We start from the raw sequence: 25,964 nt of genomic DNA, 5'->3' as shown, positions 1-25,964 counted from the left end.
CGGGGCGCGCGCACCTCGTGGCCGTGAGGGACCTCGCGGCCGACACCGCCCCGACCTCCGGCGGCGGGAGCGGGCGCGGTCGTAGGCTCGAGGGACCATGATGCAGAAGCTCTACCGGGACGACGCGATCGTCCTGCGCACCCACCCGCTGGGCGAGGCCGACCGCATCATCACGCTGCTGACCCGCCGCCACGGCAAGGTCCGCGCGGTGGCCAAGGGCGTCCGGCGCACCGGCAGCCGCTACGGCGCCCGCCTGGAACCGTTCAGCCTCGTCGACGTCCAGCTCCATGCCGGCCGCAACCTGCACACCGTCACCCAGGTGGTCGCCATCGAGGCCTTCGCCGTCGGCATCTGCGCCGACTACGGCCGCTACACCGCCGCCAGCGCGATGCTCGAGACCACCGACCGCCTCACCGACGAGGTCGTCGACCCCAACCAGCGCGGTTTCCTCATGCTGGTGGGCGCCCTGCGCGCCATGGCCGAGGGCCGCATCGCCCCACCCCTGGTGCTGGACTCCTTCCTGCTGCGCACCCTCGCCGTCTCCGGCTGGGCACCCGAACTGCAGGTCTGCGCCACCTGTGGCGCGCCCGGACCGCACCACGCCCTGGACATCCGCGCCGGCGGGCTGGTGTGCACCTCCTGCCGACGGCCCGGCGCGACCGCTGTGCGCCAGGGGACGATCGAGCACATGATCTTCCTGCTCGCCGGGGACTGGGACAATGTGGTCGATGCCGACGAGACCATCATGCAGGAGGCGGGCCGCCTCATCGCCGATACCGTGACCTGGCACCTCGAGCGCTCCGTGCGCTCGCTGAGCTACGTCGAACGCTGAGCCACGTCGACCCCCGAGCCACGTCGACCCCCGAGAGCGCCTCGCACCCGACCCAGGAGGACACGCATGAGCGGAGGATCCGCGCACGGCTACGAGGAGCCCTTCGACCACCCCAGCGGTGCCCGGCCGCCGCAGCTTCCCGCCCCCACGATCCCCGGGCACGTCGCCGTGGTGATGGACGGCAACGGCCGCTGGGCGAACCGGCGCGGACTGCCCCGCACCGCGGGCCACGAGGCGGGGGAGGCCGCGCTGCTGGACGTCGTCGCCGGCGCGCTGCAGATCGGCGTCACGCACCTGTCGGCGTACGCCTTCTCCACCGAGAACTGGAAGCGCTCCCCGGAGGAGGTGCGGTTCCTGATGGGCTTCTCCCGACGGGTGCTGCGCCGCCAGCGCGACACCCTGAACTCCTGGGGCGTGCGGATCGTGTGGATCGGCCGCGAGCAGCGACTGTGGAGCTCGGTGATCAAGGAGCTGAAGGAGGCCGAGCAGCTCACCCGGACCAACACGGCCATGACGCTGTACATGTGCGTGAACCACGGCGGTCGCGCCGAGATCGTCGATGCGGTCCGCGAGATCGCGGAGGAGGCCCGGGCCGGGCGGATCAGCGGCCGCGGGATCACCGAGAAGAGTCTCGCGAAGCATCTGAGTGATCCTGACATGCCGGATGTCGACCTGTTCCTGCGCACCAGCGGGGAGCAGCGCACCTCGAACTTCCTGCTGTGGCAGGCGGCCTATGCGGAGCTGGTGTTCGTGCCCGAGCTGTGGCCGGACGTGGACCGCGTGGTGCTCTGGCGAGCGGTCACCGAGTATGCGCGCCGTGATCGTCGGTACGGGGGCGCGATCGATGCCCCGGGTCAGGACGCGCTGGACGTCGACTGACCGGATCGGCCGACGCGCCGACGTCCGGGGCGCGGTCGACGCTCGCCTCGTCCGAGGACGGCACCTCCGCGGCGGGGGAGGTCTTCTCGGCGTCCTCGTCGTCGTTCTCGTCCTGCGCCGCGAGCACGCCTCCGCTGCGGCGCCGGTGACGCAGCAGCACGGCGATCAGCACCACGGCCAGGGCGAGCACCGCGACGGCGGCCCAGGGGGAGCGCAGGAACAGTTCGAACCAGGCGGCGAAGGCCACCAGGCCGATCGTCGCGTAGATGACGGCCCAGGCCAGCCCGCCGAGCGCGAGGGCCGGGAGATACCGCTTCAGCGGCATCCCGGTGAGGCCGGCCGCGGCGTTGGCGGCGGTCTGGAATCCGACGGTCAGGAAGCTGAGAGCCACCACGGGCGCGCCCCAGCGATGGACGATCTCGGTCGCCCGCTGGACGCGCGGGGATTCCAGGAATGCCGCGACCTGGCCGCGTCGGGCGGCCCGACGCGCCGCGCGCCCCAGAGCGTAGGTGGCACCGGCGCGCAGCCAGATCACCACGTACAGGAAGCCGACAGCCGGCAGCAGCGGCAGCGACTGCACCCACTCCATCATCGCGACGAAGAGCCCTCTGCGGCGTCGGGATGCCCGGTCCCGGCGTGCTCGGTGCACAGCCCGAAGACCTCGAGCGTGTGGTCGACGTCGGTGAACCCGTGCTCCTGCGCGATCGAGGTCATGGCGCTCTCGAGCTTGGGGGCGAGGAACTCGACCGTGCGGCCGCACTCGCGGCACACCAGGTGGTGATGATGGCCGGTGTCCTCGCACTGGCGGTACAGGGATTCGCCGTCGCCGGCGACCAGCACGTCCAGCCGCCCCGAGGTGCTCAGCGCCTGGAGGTTGCGGTACACGGTGGCCAGGCCGACGGTCTCGCCGTCGGCCTTCATCTGCTCGTGGATCTGCTGGGCGCTGCGGAAATCGTCCTGCCGGGACAGCGTCTCGAGGATCGCGGCGCGCTGGCGGGTGTTCCGTTGCATGGGGCCATTGTCCTGCATGGCGGTCGGGACCTCCATCCCTCGTGAGGTGATCGACGCGGGGTGCGCGGGGGCGTGCCCGGCGGCTCCCGCTCCCCGCTCGGCGGCGTCCCGACTCCCGGTCAGCGGCTGCGTCCCCCTCCCGCTCAGCGGCTGCGCGCCGCGTCCCGCTCGGCGACGGGGCCGGGCCCGCCCTCGCCGATCGCAGCGGATCCGGGGCTCGGGAGCACGGCGCGGGCGAGCATCGCCAGCACGTACACGGCGATCGACAGCAGCACGATCACGCCGCCGGGCGGCAGGTCCACGTAGACCGTGACCAGCAATCCGCCCAGCGCGCAGAAGACGGCGATCACCATTGCCGTGCGCATCGTGCGGACGAAGCCGACCACGAGCTGCTGCGCGGCGGCGACCGGGACGATCATCAGCGCCGAGACCATGAGCGCGCCGACGATCCGCATCGAGAGGGTCACCGTCAGCGCCGCCATCACGGCGATCAGCACGTTGACGGCTCGGACGGGCAGTCCGGAGGCGCGGGCGAACTCCTCGTCCCCGGTGACGGCGGACAGCAGACTGCTCAGGCCGATCCCGATCCCGAGCACGACCACCGCGAGCACGACGGCGATGACCAGGTCGGGGGCGGTCACCGTGGACAGCGAGCCGAAGAGGTAGCCCATGAGATTCTGGGAGGTCCCGCCGGCGAGCTGGATGATCACCACGCCGCCCGCGATGCCGCCGTAGAACATGATCGCCAGCGCCACGTCGCGGCTGGTGTGGCTGACCTCGCGGACGTACTCGATCGCCACCGCGCCGATCACGGACGCGGCCAGCGCTCCCGGGATCGCGAGCAGGTCCGCCGGGCTGGCGGTGGTCCAGGCGCCGACCAGCCAGCCGACGGCCACACCCGTCAGGGCCACGTGGCCGAGGCCGTCGCCGAGCAGGGAGAGTCGCTTCTGGACCAGGTAGGTGCCGACCACGGGAGCGGTCAGCCCGATCAGCACCGCGATGATCAGCGGATACCGCATCAGGTCGGAGGTGAGGATGTCGAGGGGGGAGATCATGCGGGGTGGATCTCCTGTCCGAGGCATTCGTCCAGCGGGGCCGCGTCCTCGAGATGGTCGTGGCCGGGGTCGAGGTGGGGGCGATCGGTCTCGGCGCCGTCGTGGACGACGCGCCCGCGGTCCAGGACCACGACTCTCCCGATGTCGCCGGCCAGCGGGCCGGTCCCGTGCAGGACCACCAAGATGGTGGTGCCGCGGGCGGAGAGCTCGCGGAAGAGCTCGGCGATGAGGCGCTGGGTGGGCAGGTCGACGCCGGAGAAGGGCTCGTCCAGCACCAGGAACTCCGGATCGCGCACCAGGGCGCGGGCGATCATCACGCGACGGCGCTGCCCCCCGGACATGCGGGTCACGGGGCGCCCGGCGAGGTCCTCGAGGCCGACGTCGGCCAGCGCCTGCAGCACGCGCGGATCACGGGTGCGGGGGAACCAGGACCGGGAGCCGAGCAGACCGCCGGCGACGGTCTCGCGAGCCGTGGCGGGGATCGAGCCGCCCTCGATCGAGTCCTGGGGGACATAGCCGAGGCGGTCGTGGGCGCGGGAGCGGTTCACGCTCTGCCCGAACAGCCGCGCGGTGCCCGCCTCGATGGGCAGCACCCCGACGACGGCGCGCAGCAGGGTGGACTTGCCGGAGCCGTTGGCCCCGAGCAGGGCGACCAGCTCGCCGGGCTGGATCCGCAGGTCGACCTCGTGCAGCACGCGGGCGCCGCCCCGGGCGACGGCGAGGGAGGAGACCTCGAGGACGGGGGCGGGAGGGGCGATGGGGGCGCTCATGCCCAGCTCTCCAGCAGCTTCTGGCAGTTGTTCCGCATCACGGCAGGGTAGTCGGCATCCTCGTCCAGCCGTGTCTCGAGATTGTCCAGCTCCGCGCTGTCGACGCCGACGTTCTCCGCGAGGGTCTGGGCGACTTTCGGGGACGCCGTGGTCTCGAAGAAGATCGTGGTGACCCCCTCCTCGTCGATGACCTGCTCGAGCTCGAGCAGCCGCCGCGGCGACGGCTCGGTCTCCGGGTCCACCCCGGCGATGCCGACCTGGTGCAGGTCGTAGCGGGCGGCGAGGTAGGCGTAGGCGGCGTGGCTGGTGATGAATGTCCGGTCACCGTCGACGGTGTCGAACTGTTCGTCCAGCTCGGCATCGAGCGCCTCGAGATCGGAGCGGACCTCGGCCGCCGCGGCGGTGAAGGCCTCCGCCCCCTCGGGGTCGATCTCTCCGAGCCGGGCGGCCAGCGCATCGGCCACCTCGGCCAGGCGCAGCGGGTCGTGCCAGAAGTGCGGGTCGGTGGGGCCGTGGTCATGGCCTGAGTGCTCTTCGTCGGCGTGCTCCGCGTCCCCGCCGTCCGAGGCGTGCGCGTGCTCGTCATGGCCGTGCTCGTCGCCGCCGTCGGCCGGGAGCATCTCGATGATCGAGGAGACATCCAGCACGTTGTCCGCAGGACCCGAGGAGATCGCATCGTCCAGCGCCGCCTGGTAGCGCGGGATCTGCAGCACCAGTGCTGCTTCCTGGACCGCCATCACCTGCTTCACGGACAGCTCGAGCCCATGGGCGTCCGCCCCCGGAGTGGCGAGGTCGGTGACCTCCACCCGATCTCCGCCGACGCGGTCGACGACATAGCTCAGCGGATAGTTCGAGGTCACGACGGTGAGTGCGTCCCCGGACCCGGTGCCGCCGCCGCCCCCGTCACCGCAGGCGGAGAGCACGATGGCACCGGCTCCGACACCGGCGAGGGTGAGCAGGGAGCGGCGCGAGGGGCCGGGCATCAACGACATGACAATCATTCTCACCAGTGCCCAGGGTGCATGCAAGTCGACGGGCCCCGTGGGGCGGGTGCGCGTGGGCACCGTCACAGCGACGCCGTCGCTATGCTGGACGGGTTCCGACCACCCCGTCACCAGGAGTCCCCCCGTGGCCAAGGCCCCCGCCAGCACGCTGGACAACGTCATCGCTCTGACCAAGAAGCGCGGCTTCGTGTTCCCGGCCGGTGAGATCTACGGCGGTACCCGTTCCGCCTGGGACTACGGACCGCTCGGGGTGGAGCTCAAGGAGAACATCAAGCGCCAGTGGTGGCGCACCTTCGTCACCTCCCGCGCCGACATGGTCGGCCTGGACTCCTCGATCATCCTGCCCAAGCGGGTCTGGGAGGCGTCCGGCCACGTCGCGACCTTCACCGACCCGCTGGTGGAGTGCCGCAGCTGCCACAACCGCTTCCGCGAGGATCACCTGATCGAGGCGTTCCAGGCGAAGAAGGGTCGCGACCCCGAGGGCGGGCTGGCCGAGGTGCCCTGCCCCAACTGCGGCACGCGCGGCGATTTCACCGATCCGCAGCAGTTCTCCGGCCTGATCAAGACGTTCCTCGGCCCGGTGGACACCGAGGCCGGCCTGACCTACCTGCGGCCCGAGACCGCGCAGGGCATCTTCGTGAACTTCCTCAACGTCGTCACCGCGACGCGCCAGAAGCCCCCGTTCGGCATCGGCCAGGTCGGCAAGGCGTTCCGCAACGAGATCACCCCCGGCAACTTCATCTTCCGCACCCGCGAGTTCGAGCAGATGGAGATCGAGTTCTTCACCCCGCCAGCGGACGCGGACGAGCACTTCTCGAACTGGGTGGAGTCCTGCTGGAACTGGTTCATCGACCTGGGCATGAACCCGGACAATCTGCGTCGGTTCGACGTCCCCGAGGACGAGCGCGCGCACTACAGCACCGGCACCATCGACTTCGAGTACCGCTTCGGCTTCCAGGGCAGCGACTGGGGCGAGCTCATGGGCATCGCCAACCGCACGGATTTCGACCTCGGCAGCCACACCGAGGCCTCCGGGACGAAGATGCAGTACTTCGACCAGGCCTCCGGCGAGCGCTACACCCCCTACGTGATCGAGCCGAGCTTCGGACTGACCCGCTCGATGATGGCGTTCCTGGTCGACGCCTACACCGAGGACGAGGCCCCCAACACCAAGGGCGGCGTCGACAAGCGCACCGTGCTGAAGCTCGACCCGCGTCTGGCTCCCGTGAAGGCCGCGGTGCTGCCGCTGTCCAAGAGCGAGGACCTGGTCCCGCGCGCCACCCAGCTCGCCGATCAGCTGCGCACGCACTGGAATGTGGAGATGGACGCCACGCAGGCGATCGGTCGGCGCTACCGCCGCCAGGACGAGATCGGCACCCCGTTCTGCATCACGGTCGACTTCGACACCGCGGAGGACCAGGCCGTGACGATCCGCGAGCGGGACACCATGGCCCAGGAGCGCGTGGCCCTGGACCAGGTCGAGTCCTACCTCGCCGCCCGCCTCCTCGGCGCCTGAGGCCGACGGGGTCACCGCCGCCCGTTGCCGTCTCGCCGGGTCCTGACCCGGGCCCGCTCTGCTCAGCGCTGATCAGCGCTGGACGGAGAACGCCCCGTTCGGAGCGGGACAGGTCGAGTGTGGGGACATGACACCGACGACGACACCTCCGTCCCCACCCCGCCTCGACAGCTCGCCCGACGCTCCGACCCCCGACGGGCTCGCCGCGCTCACCGCCACCGGCCTGCTCCACCACCGGATCCTGCTGCTGGACCGGGAGCTCGATCAGGACAACGGGGCACGCCTCAGCGCCCAGCTGCTGATGCTGGCCGCCGAGGACCCCCGGCGCGACATCACCGTGCTCATCAACTCCCCGGGCGGCCTGGTGCCGGCCATGCTCGCCATCGGGGATCTCATGGACCTGGTGCCCTGCGACGTGCGGACCGTGGCGCTGGGCATGGCCTACAGCGCCGGACAGTTCCTGCTCACCCACGGCACGCCCGGCAAGCGCCTGATCCTCCCGCACGGTCGGGTGCTCATGCACCAGGGCTCGGCCGGTTTCGGGGGCAGCGCCGCCGACATCGAGCTGCAGGCCGAGGACCTGCGACACAACCGTGACCTGCTGATCCGCCTGACCGCCGAGCGCACCGGGCAGAGCGAGGAGACCATCGCCCGCGACTCCGACCGCGACCGCATGTGGGATGCCGCGGGGGCCGTCGAGTACGGCTTCTGCGATCGCGTCGTCACCTCGCTGGACGAGGTCCTGCCCTACGGGACCGCTCCCCGCGGGGTGCCCTCGCTCGGACTGACCAGCGCCCCGCCCGCCCGCGACGAGAACCCCTCAGGAGACCCCCGATGAGCAGCTACACGATCCCCAGCGTCATCGAACGCACCCACACCGGTCTCGAGCGCAGCGCCGACGTCTTCTCGCGGCTGCTCTCGGATCGCATCGTCTACGTCGGCACCCCCATCGACGACGGGGTCGCCAACACCGTGATCGCCCAGATCCTGCACCTGGAGAACGATGTGGCCGACGCCCCGATCCGGCTCTACCTCAACTCCAGCGGCGGCGACGCCCAGGCCGTTCTCGCCATCTACGACACGCTCACCTACGTGCGCAGCGCGGTCGCCGTCACCTGCGTCGGCCAGGCGGTCGCGGCACCCGTCGTGCTGCTCGCGGCCGGCACCCCGGGGATGCGCGCCGTGCTGCCGCACACCCGCGTGGTGCTGCATCCGCTGGAGGCCCAGGGCCGCGGCGCGGTGCCGGATCTGATCCTGGCCACCGAGGAGGTGCAGCGCATCCGTCGGGCCCTCGAGGCGCTGATCGCCCGGCACTCGGGCCGCTCCCTGGAGCAGGTGCGACGCGATCTGGAGCGCGAGCAGGTGCTGGATGCCGAGCAGGCCGTTGCGTACGGCCTGGCCGACGAGGTGCTGATCAGGCGGCGGACAGCAGGGTGAGCCCGGGTCGGGCGGTGTCCGGCAGGCCCCGGGCGGCGAGCGACACCTCGCCGCCGGAAGAGCGTCGAGGGCTGCGGGGACCGCCGACGGAGGTCAGTTCGAGGACCGCCGGGAGCTCCGTGACCTCCGTGGGCAGCGGAGCATCGTCGGCGGCACGGAGCAGGAGCTGCGGGACGCTGACGCCCAGGGCACCGGTGATCGCGGCGAGCAGCTCGGAGGAAGGATCCTTGCGTCCGCGTTCGACGTCCGAGAGATGCTGCATGCTGATGCCCGCCGCCTGGGCGACCAGGGCCAGCGTGCGGCCCTGTCGTCGGCGCTCGTCGCGGAGCACCGCGCCCACCAGCTCGCGCAGCAACGGCTCCAGATGCCCAGTCATGGCCTGAGGCTACGCCCGGGCCCGGCACCTGACAGTGCGCTCTGCTGTGAGCGGAAGGATCCGTCGACGCAGCTCGCTCAGCGCGCGGCGAGCTCGACCTCGGCTCCCCGCGACACCCGGATCACGGCGACGCCGCCCGCGGCGAGGTGCAGCCCGTCGGCCGAATCCTTCCCGCCGATGAGGTCCGACCCCTGACCGAGGTCCGTCCCGGTCACCAGGTCGACGCCCGTGCCCCGCACCACGACGTCCTCGCGGCCGTGGTGCAGGAGGAACAGATGGTCGGCCTCGGCGCTGCGTCGGCGCACGGCCTCCACGCCGAGGGCGGCCGCGCCGGGGACGACCGGGGAGACGCCGGCGGCCTGCGCCTGGGCGAGGAGGAAGGCGTCGCAGGAGTCCTGCTCCAGGTGCGCGGAGAGATAGACGGCGCGTCCGGCGCCGCGGAGGTTCCGCGTGATGGCGGGCGAGCCGGCACCCGGCCCGTCCTCGTAGGCGGCCAGCACCTCCGCGCCGCGGACCCGGACCCGTTCCGCCCACTGCGTGACCGCGGACCCGTCGGACAGCACCCCCTGCTCACCCTCGCCCAGCGGCAGGTGCTGGGTGACCGTGACCCCCAGCAGATCGCGCAGGAGGGCCGGGTATCCGCCGAGGCCCACCCGCTGGTGCTCGTCGGTCAGCCCCGAGAGATACGTGACGACCAGGTGACCGCCGGCCTCGACGTACTCCCGCAGCCACACCGCGGTCTGTTCGGTGACGACGATGAGCGCCGGCACCACCAGCAGCCGGTACCTGCCGGCGTCGCCGCCGGGGCGCACGAAGTCCGTCGCGATCCCGGCGCGCCAGAAGGAGCGGTGGGCGGAGCGCACCTCGTCGCGATAGGTCAGGGAGTCGTGCGGCATGGACGGGGTCTCCAGGGTCCACCAGGAGTCCGCGTGCCACAGGATCCCGACCTCGGCCGGGTTCAGCACCCCCTCGGCGGGAGGGCGGGTGACCTCGCTGATCGCCTCGAGGATGCGCCCCAGCTCGACCACGGGCTCGAACTGCTCGTCCTGACCGCCCGCGTGGGGCACCAGGGCCCCGTGCCACTGCTCGGCGCCGCCGGCCGAGGCGCGCCACTGGAAGAACAGCGCGGACTGCGAGCCGCGGGCGATATAGCCCAGGGCGTTGCGGATCATCCGGTCCGGGGTCTTCGCGTGGGTGCGGTCGGCCGTGATGATGCCGCGCGCGTTCTGCTCCATCAGCACCCACGGCCCGCCCGCCCAGGACCGGGTGAGGTCGGCGCCGTAGGCCACGTGGGCCTCCCCGTCGGCCCCCGGGGTGTCGAGGTAGTGGTCGATCGAGACCACGTCGAGCTCCTCGGCCCAGGCCCACTGCTCGAGATGGTTCCAGGAGGCCAGCATGAAGTTGGTGGTGATCGGGGCCGACGACCCGGCGGCGCGGATCTGGTCCCGCTGCTCGCACATCGCCGCGAGCATCTCGTCGGAGCAGAAGCGGCGGAAGTCCACGGCGTGGGCGGGGTTGTCCAGGTACTGGGTCGCCCGGGGCGGGAGGATCTGCTCGAAGGAGCCGTAGCGCTGGGACCAGAACGCCGTCGTCCACGCCTCGTTCAGCTCCTCGAGGGTGCCGTAGCGCGCGCGCAGCCAGCGCCGGAAGGCGACGGCGGCGTGCGGGCCGTGGTCGAGGGTGCCGTACTCGTTGTGCACGTGCCAGCCGCGCAGTCCGGGATGATCCCCGTAGTGCTCGGCGAGCACACGGGCGATCCGCCGGGCGGCCTCGCGGTAGGCGGGGGCACTGATCGCGTAGGTGTCCCGCGAACCGTGGCTGAGCACCGTGCCGTCGGGCCGCACCGGCATCGCGTCGGGGTGGGCGAGGGTGAACCACGGCGGCGGCGAGGCGGTGGGGGTGGACAGGAAGAACCCGATCCCGGCCGCCGTGAGCAGCTCGATCGCCTCGTCCAGCCAGCCCAGCTCGTAGACGCCCTCGGAGGGCTCGAGGCGGGACCAGGAGAACACCCCGAGCGTGACCGTGTTGACGCGGGCGCGCCGCATCAGCTCGATGTCCTCGCGCCAGATCTCGCGAGGCCACTGCTCGGGGTTGTAGTCGCCGCCGAAGAGCAGCTGGGCGGGGGTGTAGGGCAGGGACGGCATCGCAGCTCCGGGACGGGTGGGCAGGGGCGGTTCCTCGCAGCCTCGCCGGCTCGGGACCGAGTTCATTCACCTGCGCAACAAAGTAGCAGGCCGTCCTCCCCAGCCCTCTCGATGCACATCACCCCCGATGCCTCTCCCGGATGACGGGGCCAGGTGGGACAATCGAGCCGATGACCACCCTCGACGCCGCACCCGCCCCCGTCGCCGTCCCCGACGGCGCGAGTCGACGCACCCTGACGATCGGCCCCCGCACGGTCGACACCCCGGTGGTGCTCGCACCGATGGCCGGGATCACCAACATGGCGTTCCGCCTGCTGTGCCGCGAGTTCGGTGCCCTGCACAGCCAGGACGACGGCGGCCTGTACGTCTCCGAGATGGTCACCACCCGCGCGCTGGTGGAGGACCACCGGGAGTCCTGGCGGATGGTCACCATGGGGGAGCGGGAGACGCCCCGCTCCGTGCAGCTGTACGGGGTGGACCCCGCCACCGTCCGCCGCGCCGTGCAGATGCTGCGCGAGCGCGACGTCGTCGATCACATCGACCTCAACTTCGGCTGCCCGGTCCCCAAGGTCACCCGCCGCGGGGGCGGCGGCGTGCTGCCCTGGAAGACGGAGCTGTTCACCTCGATCGTGCGCGCCGCGGTCGAGGCGGCCGGGGACGAGGTGCCGGTGACCGTCAAGACCCGCATCGGCATCGACGACGATCACCAGACCTACCGCGACGCCGGGCTGATCGCCCAGGAGGTCGGCGCGAGCGCGATCGCCCTGCACGGCCGCACCGTCGTCCAGCACTACTCCGGCCAGGCCCGCTGGTCGGCCATCACCGACCTCAAGGAGCTGGTCACCGACATCCCGGTGCTCGGCAACGGCGACATCTGGTCCGCCGAGGACGCATTGGAGATGATGGAGCAGACCGGCTGCGACGGCGTCGTCGTCGGCCGCGGCTGCCAGGGGCGACCCTGGCTGTTCGCCGACCTCGCCGCGGGCTTCGCCGGGAAGCCGGACCGGATCCGGCCCTCCATGGGGGAGGTCGCGCAGACCCTGCGCCGCCACGCCGAGCTCCTGGTCGAGTTCTACGAGGACGAGGGGCGCGCCCTGCGTGACCTGCGCAAGCACGTCTCCTGGTACTTCAAGGGCTACCCCGTCGGCGGGGACCTGCGCCATCGCCTCGCCACGATGGAGTCCCTCACGGACCTCGACGCCAAGCTCGCCGAGCTCGACCTGTCCAGCCCCTACCCGGGAGCAGCGGTCGAGGGGCCCCGCGGCCGGGCCGGCACCCCCAAGCGCGCCATGGTGCCCGAGGGCTGGATGGACACCCGAGAGCTCGACCCCGATCACGCCGCCCGCCTCCACGAGGCCGAGCTCGACACGTCGGGGGGCTGAGCCGATGCGCCCCACCGACAGCACCGCCTCCGCCGAGAGCACCTCCTCCGCCGACGGGGCCGCCCTCGTCGGCCACGTCGCCGCTCCGCCGGTCGGCTACACCACCGCCGACCTCGAGCGCTGGGCGGCCGAGCCCCCGAAGTCCCAGGCCCGCACCCCCTTCCAGCGGGACCGGGCCCGGGTGCTGCACTCCTCGGCGCTGCGCCGGCTGGGGGCCAAGACGCAGGTGCTCGGCGCCGGCGCGAACGACTTCGTCCGCACCCGGTTGACGCACTCCCTCGAGGTCGCCCAGGTGGGCCGCGACATCGGTCTCGAGCTCGGCTGCGACCCCGATGTGGTCGATGCCGCCTGCCTCTCCCACGACCTCGGGCACCCGCCCTTCGGGCACAACGGCGAGAAGGTGCTCGACGCCCTGGCCTCCGACATCGGCGGCTTCGAGGGCAACGCCCAGACACTGCGTCTGCTGACCCGACTCGAGCCGAAGGTCCTCGGTGACCAGCGGCCCTTCGGGCTGAACCTCACCCGCGCGAGCGTCGACGCGGCGATCAAGTACCCGTGGACCCGGGGGGACGGCCCGGATCCGACCTCGACCAAGTTCGGCGCCTACGCCGACGACCTCGACGTCTACCGCTGGGCCCGCGAGGGGGCCGTGCCCGGGCGCCGGTGCTTCGAGGCGCAGGTGATGGATCTGGCCGACGACATCGCCTATTCGGTCCACGACATCGAGGACGCGATCACCGGACTCACCCTGGACCTCGCCGAGCTCCAGGACCCGATGGAGCGCGCCGCGGCGCTGTACGTGGTCCAGGACTGGTACATGCCCGGCGAGTCGATCGACGCGCTCGATGCCGCGCTGCAGCGCCTCGAGGCGGACCCCAGCTGGCTGCGCTCCTTCACCGGGTCGATGCGCTCCGCCGCGGCCCTGAAGAACATGGCCAGCCAGCTGATCGGGCGCTTCACCCGCTCCGCGATCACCGCGACCCGCGCCGCCCACGGCGAGGGGCCGATCTCCCGCTACGGCGGCGACATGGTGGTGCCCGAGCAGACCCATCTCGAGATCGCGGTGCTCAAGGGCCTGGCCGCCGCCTACGTCATGTCCTCCGCCTCGCAGCAGCCGGTGTACGAGGCGCAGGAGGAGATCATCCACGACCTGTTCTCGCGCCTGTGGAACACCGGCACTCAGTACCTCAGCCCGCTGTTCGCCGAGCTGTGGGAGGCGGCCGCCGACGACACCGCGAGGCGCCGGGTGATCGTCGACCAGATCGCCTCCTACACCGACGTCACCGCGCGCCGGCTGCACGAGGTGCTGTTCGACCGCGAGATCACCCACCTCACCGCCGCGGACACCCCGCTGCCCGGCCTCGGATCGGAGCTGTGAGCCGATGGCCCAGGGACTGATCCGACGCAGCGACGTCGACCTCGTGCGGGAGCGTTCGCGCCTGGACGAGGTCGTCTCCGAGCACGTCACCCTGCGCACCGCCGGCATCGGCTCGATGAAGGGGCTCTGCCCCTTCCACGACGAGAAGACCCCCTCGTTCAACATCCGCCCCCAGCTGGGCCACTGGCACTGCTTCGGCTGCGGCGAGGGCGGGGACGTCATCTCCTTCGTCCAGAAGATCAACCACCTCAGCTTCGTCGAGGCGGTCGAGCTGCTGGCCGGCCGCTACGGCGTCCAGCTGACCTACGAGGATTCCGGTGGCGGCCGCGGGGAGCGCCCCGACTTCGGCACCCGGCGCCGCCTGCTGGATGCGCACGCGATCGCGGAGGAGTACTACCGCGAGCAGCTCGACACCCCGGGGGCCGAGATCGGCCGCCGCTTCCTCGCCGAGCGCGGCTTCGACCGGGCCGCCGCCGAGCGCTTCGGCGTGGGCTTCGCCCCCGAGGGCTGGGACTCGATCACGAACGTGCTGCGCAAGCGGGGCTTCACCGAGGAGGAGCTGACCGCCAGCGGGATCGTCTCGCAGGGCCAGCGCGGAGTCTACGACCGCTTCCGCGGCCGGCTGATCTGGCCGATCCGCGACATCACCGGCAACACCATCGGCTTCGGGGCACGGCGCCTGCTGGAGTCCGACAAGGGCCCCAAGTACCTCAACACCCCCGAGACCGCGATCTACCACAAGTCCACCGTGCTGTACGGCCTGGACCTGGCGCGCAAGGACATCGCCGCCGAGCGCCGCGTGGTCGTCGTCGAGGGATACACCGACGTGATGGCCGCGCACCTGGCCGGGGTCCCCACCGCGGTGGCCTCCTGCGGCACCGCCTTCGGCTCCGAGCACGTCAAGATCGTCCGCCGCGTGATGGGCGACTCGAACCCCAATGCCGGGCTGCGGCTGAACACCGACGGGCGCGGCCTGGGCGGCGAGGTCGTGTTCACCTTCGACGGCGACGAGGCCGGGCAGAAGGCCGCCCTGCGCGCCTTCGAGGAGGACCAGCGGTTCGTCGCCCAGACCTACGTGGCCGTCGAAGCGGGCGGCATGGATCCCTGCGATCTGCGGATCACGCAGGGCGACCAGGCGGTGGTCGACCTGATCGATTCCCGCAAACCGCTGTTCGAGTTCGCGATCCGCTCCGCCATCGCCCAGGTGGACCTCGACACCGTCGAGGGCCAGGTCGCCGGGCTGCGGATGGCCGCCCCGGTGGTGGCCCGCATCCGCGACCGCGCGATGCGCCCCGAGTACGCCCGGCGGCTGTCGGGCTGGCTGGGCATGGACGAGCGCACCGTGCTGCGCGCCGTGCACGACGCCGCCCGCAGCAATGCCCGGCCCGCCCCGGGGCCTGAGGAGCGGCTGTCCACGCAGCGAACCGCCCCGGCGGGGGAGCCCCCGGAGGAGCCCGGACTCATCGCTCCGGCACGGCTGGCGGACGTGGTCAGCCCCCGCGATCCCGTCGGCCAGGTCGAGACCCAGTCCCTGGCCGTGATGATGCAGGCTCCCCAGCTGCTGCAGACCGACCAGGTCGCCGCGCTGCCGGACGATGCCTTCCACGTGCCGTCCCTGCAGGGGGTGTGGGACGTGATGCTGGCCGCCGGCACCCTGCTCGACGCCGTGATCGGCACACTGCACCCGGCGAGGTACCTCGAGCAGGTCCTCGAGATCGCCGGGGAGACGGTGCGTCCGCTGATCGTGGAGATCGCGAACCTCGACCTGCCCGCCCGGGACGAGGCCGGGCTGCAGAGACTGGCGGGCTCCCTGCTGGATCGGCTCACCGAGCTGTCCATCACCCGGGAGTACTCGGTGCTCAAGCAGCGCCTGCAGCGCACCGACCCGTCGGACCCGGAGCGGTACCAGGAGATCCTCACGCGCCTCGCGCAGGTACAGGACAAGCGACGCGCTCTGCGGGCCGCGGACGACTGACGTCCGCGCCACGGCGGCGTCGACGGCGCAGTGCCCGCACCGCCTCGATCGTCCCGCCGACGGCGAGCGCCATGCCGATCCCGAGCGCCACCCCGATCAGCGGCTGATCGCGGAAGGCGAGGCCGCCCAGCATCCCGATGCCGACGTAGTAGAGGGCCCAGGCCGCCGCGGCGATCGCGGCGAACAGCACGAAGCGCCGGCGCGGGTAGCCGATCACCCCGGAGGCCACGGTGGTGGCGGTGCGTCCGCCGGGGATGAACCGCGCCGAGATGATGAGCATCCCGCCCCGCGCCATGAGCTCCTTCTCGGCCCATCCCAGCAGCGAACCGATCGCGCGGCGCCGACGGGCCCAGCGCGCGAGGGGACCGGCACCGCGGCCGATGTGGTGAGCGGTCACGTCCCCGGCGACAGCTCCGAGCCAGGCGGCCGCCAGCAGCGGCAGAGCGTCGGGCTGGCCGGTGACGGCGTAGGCGGCCGTCGTGAGCACGACGGTCTCGGCCGGGACCACGGGCAGCACGCCGTCGACCAGGGTCAGGACGATCACGAGCAGGTAGAGCCAGGGGGAGGCCAGCAGGGTCTCGGCCAGCTGCAGCACGGCGTCCATGAGGGGATCTCCAAAGGTGGGTGATACGTCGCCGACGACGCTACGGAGCCACAGGCGGCGGCAGAACGGGGCGGGCCCTCCGCCCGCGGCGGGGAACCGGCGGCCCTCGTACGGAAACCCGTAACGCCCGCTGAGGGCTGCCCCCTGCCCCCGCCGCGGAGGCCTTGGTAGCTTGCAGGCGACGCCGAGCGGCGTCGTCCCCTCCCGTCCTGGAGTCCCCATGCGCCTTCCCGACCTCTCCGGTCACCAGCTGCCCCGCGAGCCCACCCGGCTCGCGCGCCGCTCGCTGCGCCATGTCGCCGGGGCATTGCTGGGTCTGCTGGTGGGGCCGCTGCTGGTGCTGACCGCGCTGCTGCAGCTGGTGCGCTGGCGCGGCCCGTTCCGCCGCGTGCGCCGCTGGGAGCTGGCTCGGCTGGGCTGGGCCTACCGCCTGCAGCTTGAGGACTCGGGCGGGAGCTTCCTCGGAGGCCGACGGTCCCTCCTGCACGGCACCCTCGCCGGCGTGCTGGGATACGTGATGGGGGACCTGCTGATGCTGGTCGCCGCCGTGGTGCTCGGCAGTCTCGTCCAGTCCCTCTACGGCAGTGCGGTGATCATCGAGTTCGATCTGTGGGCGATCAGCCGTCCCGCTCCGGCCGTGCTGCTGATCTTCGGCACCTCGAGCCTGCTGGCCGCCGCGCTGTACGCCGAGTTCGTCGTCTGGCTGCAGACCACGCTGCTGCGCCGGTGGACCTCCGTGGTGCGCGCCGACGCGATGGACAGCCGCATCAGCCGTCTGCTGACCACCCGGCGCGGGGTGGTGGTCGCCATCGACGACGAGCGTCGGCGCATCGAACGCGACCTGCACGACGGGGTCCAGCAGAACGTCGTGTCCCTCTCGGTGACCCTCGCCCGCGCCCGCCGCGCCGGCGACCCGGAGCGCTCCGCCGCGCTGCTGGACCAGGCCCACACCCAGTCCCAGTCCCTCATCGAGGAGGTGCGGCAGGTGGCCTGGCGGATCTATCCCACGGCCCTGGACGAGCACGGTCTGGCCTCGGCGCTGGACGGGGTCGCCGAGACCAGCCCGGTGCCGGTGCATCTCGACCTCCGCCTCGAGGACGAGCTTCCGCAGGCCGTCGAATCGGCCGCCTACTTCGTGGCTCGCGAGGCGGTGACCAACGTCGTCAAGCACGCCGGCGCCTCCCGGGTGGACCTCACCCTGGTCACGATCGAGGAGGCCGACCGCGAGCTGCTCCGGCTGACGGTCACCGACGACGGCATCGGGGGCGCGGACCCCGAGGGCGGGGGGCTGCAGGGCCTCGCCCGGCGGGTGGCGGCGCTGGACGGTAGCGTGAGCGTGGACAGCCCGCTCGGCGGACCGACCACCATCACCGCGGAGATCCCCCGTGACTGAGCCCGGCATGACGGAACCCGGCGTGAGCACGCCCGACCCGAGGGAGAGCGACCGCAGTGAGCCCGACATGAGGGAGAATTCCGTGCCCCGTCCTGAGGACCCCGGTGCGAGCACGCCGCCGCTGCGCGTCGTCCTCGCCGACGACGCCGTGCTGCTGCGCGAGGGCGTGCGCAGCCTCCTGGTCGACGAGGGCATCGAGGTGCTCGCCTCCGTCGGCGACGGGGAGACCCTGCTGCAGGAGGTGGCCCGTCACCGGCCGCAGCTGGCCATCGTCGACGTGCGCATGCCGCCCACCCACACCAACGAGGGACTGCTCGCGGCGCTGCGGATCAAGCGGGAGCACCCGGACGTCGGCGTGCTGATGCTCTCCCAGTACGTGGCCCGCGAGTACGCCAGCGACCTGCTCGGCGCCGACACTCCCGGCATCGGGTACCTGCTCAAGGACCGCATCACCGAGATCGACGGCTTCCTGGGCGCCGTCCACGCCGTCGCCTCCGGCGGCACCGTCATCGACCCGGCCGTGGTGCGGACCCTGCTGCGCAGTCCCGAACAGCGCCAGGTGCTCAGCCGGCTGACGCCGCGCGAGGTCGAGGTGCTCGAAGCGATGGCCGAGGGCCTGTCCAACCGCGGGATCGCCGAGCGGCTGTTCCTCTCGCTGTCCACCGTCGAGAAGGCGATCAGCGCGACCTTCGACAAGTTCGAGCTCAGCGGCGACGAGCAGACCAGCAGGCGGGTGCGGGCCGTGCTGCGGTACCTCGACGAGCAGTAGCGGACCGGACGCTCCGTCGGTCTCCGGATGGGCGTGCGCGGGCGGCAGACGATTGACGCCTCCTGTGACCGATGTCATGCTCGACGGCGTCCGTGAGCGCTCACGGCACGTCCAGCGCGTTCGACGTCCGAGCGCCACGATCGGGAGCCCCGTCCATGACCATGTCCCGCCGCACCCTCATCGCCCTGTCAGCCGCCACCCTGCCCGCGCTCGGGGCGGCCTCCGTCGCGCACGCGGCGCCACCCGGCTCTCCGCACAGCGGCGGTGAGCAGGCGCTGGCGCGGGCGCGGGTCGCCGCCGACGTCCTGCTGGACGACTACGACGAGAACAAGGCCTGGTTCCCCTCGAGCTGGTGGAACTCCGCGGTCGCTCTCCAGACCATCGGCGACTACATGCTGCGCAGCGGCGACCGCCGCTACCTCGGCCGGCTGGACCACACCTTCGAGCGGAACAAGGGCCCGTTCCCCGCCGGGGAGCTGTCCGGGGACGAGCTGTACGGCAACTTCACCAGCCGGGCCATCGACGACTCGGGCTGGTGGGCGCTGACCTGGATCACCACCTACGACCTCACCGAGGATCAGAAGTACCTGGACATGGCCGTGACCATCGGCGAGTTCATGAACGACTTCTGGGACCCCAGCACCTGCGGGGGCGGCATCTGGTGGAACGAGGAGCGCACCTACAAGAACGCCGTCACCAACGGGCAGTGGATCCGCCTGACGGCCGAGCTGCACAACCGCATCCCCGAAGACACGGTGTGGCTCGAGCGCTCCCAGATCGCATGGGACTGGTACCTCGCCAGCGGGATGATCAACGAGGACGGCCTGCTCAACGACGGCCTGACGGATGCCTGCGAGAACAACGGCGACCACGTCTACACCTACAACCAGGGACTGGCCGTCGGCGCCCCCCTCGAGCTGTGGCGCGCCACCGGGGACCCGCAGATGCTCGAGCAGGCCCGGTACGTCGCGGACTCGGCGCTGGCCGAGGGCGCTCTGTTCGCCGACGGGATCCTCACCGAGTGGACCGACGTGCTGGGAGAGACCACCAACGACAACCACAAGCAGTTCAAGGGCATCTTCCTGCGCTACCTGATGGACCTCGCCGACACCACCGGCGATGACCGGTACCGGGACGTCGTCGCGTCCCAGGCGGCGACCATCTGGGAGCAGGACCGGACCATCGCCGACCGGCTCGGGGTGCGCTGGGCGGGTGCGAGCACGCAGGCGTCCCCGAACGTCTTCGACTGGCGCACCCAGGCGAGCGCCCTCAGCGCGCTGATCGCCGACGTCCCGATCGGCGGCGTGGACCGCTCCCTGTCCGCCTCCCTCGCGCCGGTCCCGGTGGTGATGCCCGACGGCGAGCCCCGGCAGCTCGAGGTGGAGCTGCAGGTCGCGGTCACCTCGCGTCATGCCCGCCATGTCCCCGTGCACCTGACGGCGCAGGGGCCTGACGGCTGGGTGGTCGAGACCGAGCAGAAGGTCCAGCTCGACGTGCCCGAGACGGACGGCCGGCCCGTGACCGCCCGCATCCCCGTGCAGGTGACCGTCCCGCCGGATGCGGCCGACGGGAACCATCTGCTCGCGGTGTCGGCGAGGGCCCCCGGCGGGCTGGAGTTCCTCGCCCGGACGGCGGTGGTGGTGGCGCGCACGATCGACTTCGACGCAGGGACCAGCGAGGACGCGCCGTGGCTGTTCGACGCCGGCGGGTCGGGCGTCACCGACGAACCCGGCCGGTTCGCCGACGGCGACAGCTCCTTCGTCTACCGCTTCCCGTTCCCGGCGGGGACGACGTCGGGTGAGCTCACGGTGACGATCAGCAATCAGTATCTGGTGGACCTGGGAGCCGACGGGCGGACCTGGACCCGCGTGCTGGCGGAGGACGAGCCGATCCGGGACGCCTCCAACCGCGCCGATCACATCGTCGACCTGACGCCGTATCTCGAGGGCGAGGACCAGGACGTGTATCTGAAGGTGTCCGACGCCTTCCCCGAGGACGGCTGGGGCGGGCAGGTGCATCACGTGAGCGCTGAGTACGGGACGGACTGAGCGGGTGCTCGCCCTGGAGCTCCTCAGATCTCGCGGCCCAGGGATCTCTCGCCGAGGATCGCCGCGGCGAGGAGATGCGCACCGACGGTGAGGGGGAGCACCGCGCCGCGGAACCACCGCGACCGACATCGCGTCCGGATGCCCTGGAACGCGGCCGTGGCGACGGGGAGGGACATCGGGGCGACGCTCAGGGTCACGTGGGCCTGGGAGAGTCCTCGGGAGCGCAGCGGCTCCGGGATCGGGAGCTTCCGCGGCTCTGCGCCGAGCACGCGGCGGGACGTCGCCGCCATTGTGGCCACCTCCTCCGCGTCGTGCACGGCCCAGGCGGCGAACAGGCCTGCGCTCAGGGCCGTCCTCGCATCCATCTCGTATCTTCACATCGCTCGTCGTGGTTCCGCGTGGTCGGTTCGGGGATATCGCGTGCTCACAGCAGCGGCCCCAGCGGGGCGAGGATCGCTTCCGCCACGCGCGCCATCGGATGGCGATCCCGCCAGCGCGGGGAGGTGAGCTCCTCGCAGTGCTCGGAGTCGGCCGCGAAGATCTTCTCGATCTCGGCCGCGAAGCCCGGATCGGAGATCGCGACGTTCGTCTCATAGTTGAACGACAGCGAGAGGCGGTCGATGTTCGCGGTCCCCACGGTGGACCAGTAGCCGTCGACCGTGGCGGTCTTCGCGTGGATCATCGCCGCGCTGTAGAGCAGGATCGTGATCCCGGCGTCCAGCATCTGTCCGTAGAAGCCGCGGGAGACCCAGTCCGCCACGAAGTGGTTGGAGTCCTTGGGCAGCATCACCCGCACGTCGACCCCGCGCTGGGCAGCCTTCAGGAGCGCGGTGAGGATCTGGTGGTCGGGGATGAAGTACGGGGTGGTGATGTACACGTGGTCCTGGGCGCGTTCGATCGCTTCCAGATAGAGGCCCCGGATCGGGTACACCAGCTGGATCGGGAGGTTAGCGGCCACGCGCATCTCCGGCTCCCAGGAGCGCGGCGGGATCCACGGGATGTCCTCTCCGGCGTCCCGGCCCTCGTTCCACTTCTGGGCGATGGCGTCGCGCAGTCCCCAGACGGCCGGTCCTCTCGTGCGCAGGTGGGTGTCGCGCCACTGGCGGGCGTAGAGGGATCCGATGTTGTACCCGCCGACGAAGGCGACGTCGTCGTCGACCACCATGACCTTGGAATGGTTGACGCCGGTGTGGCGGATCAGCCCCTTCCAGAACGTCCGGTGCAGGACCGGCACCCGCCAGAGGTGGACGCGCTCGGAGACCTGTCGATAGAACGAGGCCGGGACCACGAGGTTGGCGAATCCGTCGTAGATCACATGCACGCTCACGCCCCGCTCCGCGGCACGGTTCAGGGCGTCCAGGAAGCGCTGACCCACGTCATCGCCCTTCCAGATGAACGTCTCCAGCTGGATCGAGTCGCGGGCGGAGTCGATCGCCTCGATCATGTCGTCGTAGAGGGTGTCGCCCGAGGTGTAGATGCGAAAGGGCGTCCCCTCCACCTGGGCGTGGAATGTGCCCGGCCGCGGCGCGTCGCGCACCTTGCGGCCCCGCTCCTTGACCCAGTCCGCCGTCGCCAGCGTCCCGATCACGAGCACCTGGGCGCCGAACAGCGTCCCGGCACCCACGGCAGCGGTCCGGACCAGGATCCGGCGTCCACGGGCGGGGAGGGAGAGGCGCGAGGTCATCATGGCCCCAGCCTAGAGGCCTGGGGTTCGCGAGATCCGGTCGAGCGGGGTCGGGGGTGGGCGTGGGGAGCCGCCGGGGCCGGGCCGCCGTGGAGGAACCGGGAGCGACCCGCGTTGGCTCGCTCACCATCCCCAGAATCTTCCTCTGACGTGGGGGTATTCTGACGGGAATGGCCACCGATCTGACGACCGCCCCGCAGTCCTCGCCCGTTCTCGACGAGGCGGTGCGGCGACGCACCTTCGCCGTCATCTCCCACCCCGACGCCGGCAAGTCGACCTTGACAGAGGCGATGGCTCTGCACGCCCACGTCATGGAGGAAGCGGGCGTCACCCACGGCAAGGCCAGCCGCGCCGCGAGCATCTCGGACTGGGGAGAGGTGGAGAAGGAGCGGGGTATCTCGGTCACCTCGACCGCCCTGCGCTTCGACTACCGGGACGTGGTGCTGAACCTGGTGGACACCCCGGGCCACTCCGACTTCTCCGAGGACACCTTCCGAGTGCTCACCGCCGTCGATTTCGCGGTGATGCTCATCGATGCCGCCAAGGGCATGGAGGCCCAGACGCGCAAGCTCTTCGACGCGTGCCGCCGGCTGGGTCTGCCCGTGGTGACGGTGATCAACAAATGGGATCGACCCGGGCTCGAGGCCCTCGAGCTCTTCGACGAGATCCAGGCGGCCACCGGCCGCACCCCGGTCGCCGTGAACTGGCCCGTGGGATACGCCGGACGGTTCACCGGGCTGCTGGAGCCGGGGGCGGCGACCTATGTGCGCCATGAGGTGGTCGACTCCGGCGCCCGGGTCGCTCGGGAGGAGGCCGTCGACGGCGCTGCGGATCGAGGTCTCGATCCCGGGATCTGGCTCGAGGCGGTCGAAGGAGCCGGTGTCGCCGCCGCGCTCAACGGCACTTTCGAGGCAGAGCAGTTCCTCGCCGGGGAGCAGACGCCGGTCCTGTTCACCGCGGCCGCGGGGAACGTGGGGGTGCGGCTCCTGCTGGATTTCCTCACCCAGCACGCGCCGGCCCCCGAGCAGCGCCGTGATGTCTCCGGAGCGTCCCGGCCCCTGGGCTCGGACTTCTCGGGCTACGTGTTCAAGGTCCAGGCCGGCATGAATCCTGCCCATCGCGACCAGATCGCGTTCGTGCGTGTGAACTCCGGAGTGTTCGCGCGGGGCATGGAGCTGCATCATGCACAGAGCGGCCGCCCTGTCTCCTCCAAGTACGCCCACCACATGGTCGGCCGCGGACGCCACACCGCGACGGCGTCGTGGCCCGGAGACGTCGTCGGATTCGTCAATGCCAGCGGGCTGCACGTCGGAGACACGATCCATGCCGGCCCGAGCGTGACCTTCCCCGGTATGCCGCGGTTCGATCCCGAGCGGTTCCGCGTGGCCCACAACCTCGACGCCGCGCACCACAAGCGCTTCGCCAAGGGCCTCTCCCAGCTGGAGGAAGAAGGTGCCATTCAGGTTCTCCGCGACGCGAACGGGAGCCCGGGCGGACCCGTCCTCGCCGCCGTCGGGGAGCTGCAGTTCGATGTCGTGGTCGACCGGATGCGCCGCGAGTTCGGGGCCGAGATCACCCTCGACGCGCCCCTGGGTTACGACCGTTCGCTGCCGCTGCCCGCCTCCGGTGTCGCGCAGATGGCGTCCCTTCCCGGTGTCGAGGTCCTCTACCGACCCGACGGCGAAGCGGTCGCGCTCTTCCATGATCGCTGGCGTCAGGCCCGGGTCCAGGAGCGGTTCCCCGACCTCTTCCCGCCGCGGACCTGATCGAGGTGATCGTGGGGGAGCGGCAGTCGATGTGAGCTGCCGGCCTTGATCGCAGCGGTGAACACGCTGCAGGTGCCAGGCGGTTGTTCTGGCTCCGGCGGAGTCATCGAGCCGGTCTCGGCCGGGCGCCTCGCTCGTCGCGGGACAGCGCGGCCCACCGCTCGGCCTCGCGGCGTCAGCGCCCGTCGGCCTCCTGCTCCTCGCGCAGCAGGGACCCCAGATAGCGGGCGATGTGTCGGGCGGCGGGGGCCTGCAGGGATCCCTCGACGTCGGGGTTGTAGTTGGTGTTGGTGTTGATGTCGTAGGTGACGGTGCGGCCGTCGATCGTGGTCATGTACTCGATCCCGGCGATCTCGATGCCGAGTTCGGACAGCAGCGATTGGTACCGACGGATCAGAGGCGTGCGTGCCGTCACGTCGGGGCGGATCCGGAACATCGGCTCCGCGGCGGTGTCCTGCCCGGGTACGGCGCAGGCCTCGGCGGGGCACAGCTCGAAGGCACCGCCGGAGGTGTCCACCCGTACCGCGTAGACGAACTCGCCCCCGACGAACTCGGCACGAGTGATGGCGGGCTCGTCGGCGACCAGCAGCTCCTGCAGCAGGGTGATCCCGTCGGCCGCGTCCTCGAAATCGTCCCCGTGCACGTAGGCGGCGAAGGCCGCGTGGTCGTCGAAGCGTCGTACCCCGAGGCCCTTGCCGCCCTGATTGTGCTTGGTCAGGAACGGGGCCCGGAAGCCTTCGGCCGCCTCGATCAGGCCGTCGCGGCCGAAGACGGCGAGAGTGCGCGGGACGTCGAATCCGGCGCGGCGCAGCTGGGCGTGCTGCACGATCTTGGAGACCTCGAGGTCCGCGACGTGCTGACCGTTCACCACGCGGCGACCCCAGGAGGCGGCCCAGGCCGTGATCGAGCGGGCGGCGTCCTTCGCCAGCGGGGCGCTGCGGGTGTGCGAGGAGGCGCTCAAACGTGACCAGATCACCCCGCGGGGCGGTTCCGCGTCCAGGTCGAGGGATCCCTCTCCGAGGCGCCATTCCACCAGCGGCACTCCCTCCGCCTCGAAGGCACGACGGAACGGCGGCAGCCACTCGGGATTGTCGTGCAGCACGTGCACGGCGTGCTGGACCGGTCGCTCCGTCGTCGCCCGTGCGGTGACGTCAGAGGTCAGATGAACGGCGGGCAGGATGGTGACGGGAGAGGAAGTCATCATCAGCTCCTATGAGGGTGCAAAACAATGCTTCAGGCTATTCCCTCCTGGTGCCTCGTGGATAGGGGGCGTGGACACAGCGATGCAGTTGACTCGTCCTGCGCCGCTCGCGAGTCGCGTCGACGTCGATGCGCTGCATCGAGCCTGACCCGCTTCCTAGTGCGGCGCGGGCTCCGCCCTCAGGCATTCGGCCATCGCCTGCAGGAACTCGGCGGTATCCGCCCGGGAGCCCTCCGGCAGGGAGCGGGCGACGGCCAGCATGCGTTCGTGCATGTCCGATAAGCGCTCGCGGACCTGATGGTGGGCGTGCTCCGTGGCCAGGAGGATCACGGAACGGCGGTCCCGTGGATGGTCGGTCCGGACCAGGTGGCCCGAGAGGGTGAGGCGATCGATGAGCTTCGATGTCGAGGCGCCGGAGATGTCGAGATGCCGGGAGAGCGTCTTGGGTGTGAGCGGGTCGTCGTCGCGCTCGTGGGCTATGGCGTGGCGGAGGGCCTCCAGGTCGGTGGTGTTCATCGACATGCCGGTGCTCATCCGGCGACGCATATCGCGGCCGGCCTCCTGCACGTCGCGCACGGCGTGCAGCACGGACACCGCCGAGTCCGGCTCGTCGAACCAATACGAGGTGCTCGAGGGTGCGTTCTGCGCTGCGCGTCGCGTGTCCGCGGCCGGTGCCGCCGTGTGATCAGGCATGACCTCATGATACGGTGCCTCTACCTAGCCAGGCTAACTATATTCCT

24 protein-coding genes are annotated in these 25,964 nt (G+C 71.4%); 12 read left to right on the top strand and 12 right to left on the bottom strand.

Annotated features, from left to right (window positions below; all coding sequences use genetic code 11):
* Nucleotides 1-97 precede the first annotated feature (97 nt).
* Entirely contained in the window at nt 98-832 is a 735-nt protein-coding gene (gene recO, locus JOF44_RS02650; protein ID WP_209887041.1) for a DNA repair protein RecO, read from the top strand.
* A 66-nt stretch (nt 833-898) separates the two neighbouring features.
* Nucleotides 899-1,711 (top strand): isoprenyl transferase, encoded by an 813-nt coding sequence (locus JOF44_RS02645; protein WP_209887039.1) that lies wholly within the window; start codon nt 899-901, stop codon nt 1,709-1,711.
* On the opposite strand, the gene JOF44_RS02640 is transcribed toward JOF44_RS02645, so the two are convergent.
* The 5 genes from JOF44_RS02640 to JOF44_RS02620 form a co-directional block, all read right to left on the bottom strand.
* Nucleotides 1,632-2,300: a DedA family protein gene (locus tag JOF44_RS02640; protein WP_245349125.1), complete on the bottom strand. Its 669-nt coding sequence runs from the start codon at nt 2,298-2,300 to the stop codon at nt 1,632-1,634. The genes JOF44_RS02645 and JOF44_RS02640 overlap by 80 nt on opposite strands.
* Nucleotides 2,300-2,722, bottom strand: a complete 423-nt coding sequence (locus JOF44_RS02635; RefSeq protein ID WP_209887036.1) for a Fur family transcriptional regulator — start codon at nt 2,720-2,722, stop codon at nt 2,300-2,302. The genes JOF44_RS02640 and JOF44_RS02635 overlap by 1 nt, the downstream gene beginning before the upstream one ends.
* A gap of 143 nt (nt 2,723-2,865) precedes the next feature.
* Nucleotides 2,866-3,777 carry a metal ABC transporter permease gene (locus tag JOF44_RS02630; protein ID WP_209887032.1) on the bottom strand — a complete coding sequence of 304 codons (912 nt, stop codon included), beginning with the start codon at nt 3,775-3,777 and terminating at the stop codon, nt 2,866-2,868.
* Nucleotides 3,774-4,547: a metal ABC transporter ATP-binding protein gene (locus JOF44_RS02625; RefSeq protein WP_209887029.1), complete on the bottom strand. Its 774-nt coding sequence runs from the start codon at nt 4,545-4,547 to the stop codon at nt 3,774-3,776. Before JOF44_RS02625 ends, JOF44_RS02630 begins: the two co-directional genes overlap by 4 nt.
* Nucleotides 4,544-5,539 (bottom strand): metal ABC transporter substrate-binding protein, encoded by a 996-nt coding sequence (locus tag JOF44_RS02620; protein WP_245348826.1) that lies wholly within the window; start codon nt 5,537-5,539, stop codon nt 4,544-4,546. The genes JOF44_RS02625 and JOF44_RS02620 overlap by 4 nt, the downstream gene beginning before the upstream one ends.
* A gap of 136 nt (nt 5,540-5,675) precedes the next feature.
* Between JOF44_RS02620 and JOF44_RS02615 the strand changes: the two genes are divergently transcribed.
* From JOF44_RS02615 to JOF44_RS02605, 3 genes are all read left to right on the top strand, one after another.
* Nucleotides 5,676-7,067 carry a glycine--tRNA ligase gene (locus JOF44_RS02615; protein WP_342591643.1) on the top strand — a complete coding sequence of 464 codons (1,392 nt, stop codon included), beginning with the start codon at nt 5,676-5,678 and terminating at the stop codon, nt 7,065-7,067.
* A gap of 127 nt (nt 7,068-7,194) precedes the next feature.
* Nucleotides 7,195-7,905 (top strand): ClpP family protease, encoded by a 711-nt coding sequence (locus JOF44_RS02610; protein ID WP_209887023.1) that lies wholly within the window; start codon nt 7,195-7,197, stop codon nt 7,903-7,905.
* On the top strand, nt 7,902-8,504 hold the full coding sequence (locus JOF44_RS02605; protein ID WP_209887021.1) for a ClpP family protease: 603 nt from the start codon (nt 7,902-7,904) through the stop codon (nt 8,502-8,504). Before JOF44_RS02610 ends, JOF44_RS02605 begins: the two co-directional genes overlap by 4 nt.
* On the opposite strand, the gene JOF44_RS02600 is transcribed toward JOF44_RS02605, so the two are convergent.
* Both JOF44_RS02600 and JOF44_RS02595 read right to left on the bottom strand, forming a co-directional pair.
* On the bottom strand, nt 8,482-8,880 hold the full coding sequence (locus JOF44_RS02600) for a helix-turn-helix domain-containing protein (protein WP_209887019.1): 399 nt from the start codon (nt 8,878-8,880) through the stop codon (nt 8,482-8,484). The genes JOF44_RS02605 and JOF44_RS02600 overlap by 23 nt on opposite strands.
* A 77-nt stretch (nt 8,881-8,957) precedes the next feature.
* The gene (locus tag JOF44_RS02595) at nt 8,958-11,024 is read right to left on the bottom strand and encodes a beta-galactosidase (protein WP_209887017.1); all 2,067 of its coding nucleotides are present in this window, start codon (nt 11,022-11,024) and stop codon (nt 8,958-8,960) included.
* A 170-nt stretch (nt 11,025-11,194) separates the two neighbouring features.
* On the opposite strand from JOF44_RS02595, the gene dusB reads away from it, so the two are divergent.
* Genes dusB through dnaG form a run of 3 tightly spaced genes read left to right on the top strand, consistent with a single transcriptional unit; the run spans nt 11,195 to nt 15,759 of the window.
* Entirely contained in the window at nt 11,195-12,406 is a 1,212-nt protein-coding gene (dusB, locus tag JOF44_RS02590; protein ID WP_209887015.1) for a tRNA dihydrouridine synthase DusB, read from the top strand.
* 4 nt (nt 12,407-12,410) lie between these two features.
* Nucleotides 12,411-13,784, top strand: coding sequence for a deoxyguanosinetriphosphate triphosphohydrolase (locus JOF44_RS02585; protein ID WP_209887014.1), 1,374 nt, complete (start codon nt 12,411-12,413; stop codon nt 13,782-13,784).
* A gap of 4 nt (nt 13,785-13,788) precedes the next feature.
* Entirely contained in the window at nt 13,789-15,759 is a 1,971-nt protein-coding gene (gene dnaG / locus JOF44_RS02580) for a DNA primase (protein ID WP_209887012.1), read from the top strand.
* Here the strand turns inward: dnaG and JOF44_RS02575 are convergent.
* On the bottom strand, nt 15,701-16,363 hold the full coding sequence (locus JOF44_RS02575) for a DedA family protein (RefSeq protein WP_209887009.1): 663 nt from the start codon (nt 16,361-16,363) through the stop codon (nt 15,701-15,703). The genes dnaG and JOF44_RS02575 overlap by 59 nt on opposite strands.
* Nucleotides 16,364-16,583: 220 nt before the next feature.
* Between JOF44_RS02575 and JOF44_RS02570 the strand changes: the two genes are divergently transcribed.
* From JOF44_RS02570 to JOF44_RS02560, 3 genes are all read left to right on the top strand, one after another.
* Nucleotides 16,584-17,756, top strand: a complete 1,173-nt coding sequence (locus tag JOF44_RS02570; RefSeq protein WP_209887005.1) for a sensor histidine kinase — start codon at nt 16,584-16,586, stop codon at nt 17,754-17,756.
* A 67-nt stretch (nt 17,757-17,823) separates the two neighbouring features.
* Nucleotides 17,824-18,525 carry a response regulator gene (locus tag JOF44_RS02565; protein WP_245348825.1) on the top strand — a complete coding sequence of 234 codons (702 nt, stop codon included), beginning with the start codon at nt 17,824-17,826 and terminating at the stop codon, nt 18,523-18,525.
* A gap of 155 nt (nt 18,526-18,680) precedes the next feature.
* Entirely contained in the window at nt 18,681-20,573 is a 1,893-nt protein-coding gene (locus tag JOF44_RS02560) for a glycoside hydrolase family 76 protein (RefSeq protein ID WP_209887002.1), read from the top strand.
* A gap of 23 nt (nt 20,574-20,596) precedes the next feature.
* Here the strand turns inward: JOF44_RS02560 and JOF44_RS02555 are convergent, their stop codons facing one another.
* Both JOF44_RS02555 and JOF44_RS02550 read right to left on the bottom strand, forming a co-directional pair.
* A complete protein-coding gene (locus JOF44_RS02555) occupies nt 20,597-20,938 on the bottom strand; it encodes an HXXEE domain-containing protein (protein ID WP_209886999.1) in 342 nt (113 codons plus the stop codon).
* A 59-nt stretch (nt 20,939-20,997) separates the two neighbouring features.
* A complete protein-coding gene (locus JOF44_RS02550; protein ID WP_209886996.1) occupies nt 20,998-22,260 on the bottom strand; it encodes a phospholipase D-like domain-containing protein in 1,263 nt (420 codons plus the stop codon).
* A gap of 167 nt (nt 22,261-22,427) precedes the next feature.
* On the opposite strand from JOF44_RS02550, the gene JOF44_RS02545 reads away from it, so the two are divergent.
* Nucleotides 22,428-24,023, top strand: coding sequence for a peptide chain release factor 3 (locus tag JOF44_RS02545; RefSeq protein ID WP_209886993.1), 1,596 nt, complete (start codon nt 22,428-22,430; stop codon nt 24,021-24,023).
* Between the two features lie 175 nt (nt 24,024-24,198).
* On the opposite strand, the gene JOF44_RS02540 is transcribed toward JOF44_RS02545, so the two are convergent.
* Together JOF44_RS02540 and JOF44_RS02535 are read right to left on the bottom strand one after the other, a co-directional pair.
* A complete protein-coding gene (locus JOF44_RS02540; protein ID WP_245348824.1) occupies nt 24,199-25,224 on the bottom strand; it encodes an ATP-grasp domain-containing protein in 1,026 nt (341 codons plus the stop codon).
* 156 nt (nt 25,225-25,380) lie between these two features.
* The gene (locus JOF44_RS02535; RefSeq protein ID WP_209886990.1) at nt 25,381-25,917 is read right to left on the bottom strand and encodes a MarR family winged helix-turn-helix transcriptional regulator; all 537 of its coding nucleotides are present in this window, start codon (nt 25,915-25,917) and stop codon (nt 25,381-25,383) included.
* Between the last annotated feature and the right edge of the window lie 47 nt (nt 25,918-25,964).

Source organism: Brachybacterium fresconis (genome assembly GCF_017876515.1).
Lineage (GTDB): Bacteria > Actinomycetota > Actinomycetes > Actinomycetales > Dermabacteraceae > Brachybacterium > Brachybacterium fresconis.
The sequence above is the reverse complement of the archived record's forward strand: the minus strand, read 5'-3'. Positions and strand labels throughout refer to the sequence as shown.

What these genes read in the sequence shown, in the direction of transcription:
- recO (WP_209887041.1), top strand. Translation starts at nt 98, where the DNA reads ATGATGCAGAAGCTCTACCGGGACGACGCGATCGTCCTGCGCACCCAC.
- JOF44_RS02645 (WP_209887039.1), top strand. Translation starts at nt 899, where the DNA reads ATGAGCGGAGGATCCGCGCACGGCTACGAGGAGCCCTTCGACCACCCC.
- JOF44_RS02640 (WP_245349125.1), bottom strand. Translation starts at nt 2,300, where the DNA reads ATGGAGTGGGTGCAGTCGCTGCCGCTGCTGCCGGCTGTCGGCTTCCTG.
- JOF44_RS02635 (WP_209887036.1), bottom strand. Translation starts at nt 2,722, where the DNA reads ATGCAACGGAACACCCGCCAGCGCGCCGCGATCCTCGAGACGCTGTCC.
- JOF44_RS02630 (WP_209887032.1), bottom strand. Translation starts at nt 3,777, where the DNA reads ATGATCTCCCCCCTCGACATCCTCACCTCCGACCTGATGCGGTATCCG.
- JOF44_RS02625 (WP_209887029.1), bottom strand. Translation starts at nt 4,547, where the DNA reads ATGAGCGCCCCCATCGCCCCTCCCGCCCCCGTCCTCGAGGTCTCCTCC.
- JOF44_RS02620 (WP_245348826.1), bottom strand. Translation starts at nt 5,539, where the DNA reads ATGTCGTTGATGCCCGGCCCCTCGCGCCGCTCCCTGCTCACCCTCGCC.
- JOF44_RS02610 (WP_209887023.1), top strand. Translation starts at nt 7,195, where the DNA reads ATGACACCGACGACGACACCTCCGTCCCCACCCCGCCTCGACAGCTCG.
- JOF44_RS02605 (WP_209887021.1), top strand. Translation starts at nt 7,902, where the DNA reads ATGAGCAGCTACACGATCCCCAGCGTCATCGAACGCACCCACACCGGT.
- JOF44_RS02600 (WP_209887019.1), bottom strand. Translation starts at nt 8,880, where the DNA reads ATGACTGGGCATCTGGAGCCGTTGCTGCGCGAGCTGGTGGGCGCGGTG.
- JOF44_RS02595 (WP_209887017.1), bottom strand. Translation starts at nt 11,024, where the DNA reads ATGCCGTCCCTGCCCTACACCCCCGCCCAGCTGCTCTTCGGCGGCGAC.
- dusB (WP_209887015.1), top strand. Translation starts at nt 11,195, where the DNA reads ATGACCACCCTCGACGCCGCACCCGCCCCCGTCGCCGTCCCCGACGGC.
- JOF44_RS02585 (WP_209887014.1), top strand. Translation starts at nt 12,411, where the DNA reads ATGCGCCCCACCGACAGCACCGCCTCCGCCGAGAGCACCTCCTCCGCC.
- dnaG (WP_209887012.1), top strand. Translation starts at nt 13,789, where the DNA reads ATGGCCCAGGGACTGATCCGACGCAGCGACGTCGACCTCGTGCGGGAG.
- JOF44_RS02575 (WP_209887009.1), bottom strand. Translation starts at nt 16,363, where the DNA reads ATGGACGCCGTGCTGCAGCTGGCCGAGACCCTGCTGGCCTCCCCCTGG.
- JOF44_RS02570 (WP_209887005.1), top strand. Translation starts at nt 16,584, where the DNA reads ATGCGCCTTCCCGACCTCTCCGGTCACCAGCTGCCCCGCGAGCCCACC.
- JOF44_RS02565 (WP_245348825.1), top strand. Translation starts at nt 17,824, where the DNA reads ATGAGGGAGAATTCCGTGCCCCGTCCTGAGGACCCCGGTGCGAGCACG.
- JOF44_RS02560 (WP_209887002.1), top strand. Translation starts at nt 18,681, where the DNA reads ATGACCATGTCCCGCCGCACCCTCATCGCCCTGTCAGCCGCCACCCTG.
- JOF44_RS02555 (WP_209886999.1), bottom strand. Translation starts at nt 20,938, where the DNA reads ATGGATGCGAGGACGGCCCTGAGCGCAGGCCTGTTCGCCGCCTGGGCC.
- JOF44_RS02550 (WP_209886996.1), bottom strand. Translation starts at nt 22,260, where the DNA reads ATGATGACCTCGCGCCTCTCCCTCCCCGCCCGTGGACGCCGGATCCTG.
- JOF44_RS02545 (WP_209886993.1), top strand. Translation starts at nt 22,428, where the DNA reads ATGGCCACCGATCTGACGACCGCCCCGCAGTCCTCGCCCGTTCTCGAC.
- JOF44_RS02540 (WP_245348824.1), bottom strand. Translation starts at nt 25,224, where the DNA reads ATGACTTCCTCTCCCGTCACCATCCTGCCCGCCGTTCATCTGACCTCT.
- JOF44_RS02535 (WP_209886990.1), bottom strand. Translation starts at nt 25,917, where the DNA reads ATGCCTGATCACACGGCGGCACCGGCCGCGGACACGCGACGCGCAGCG.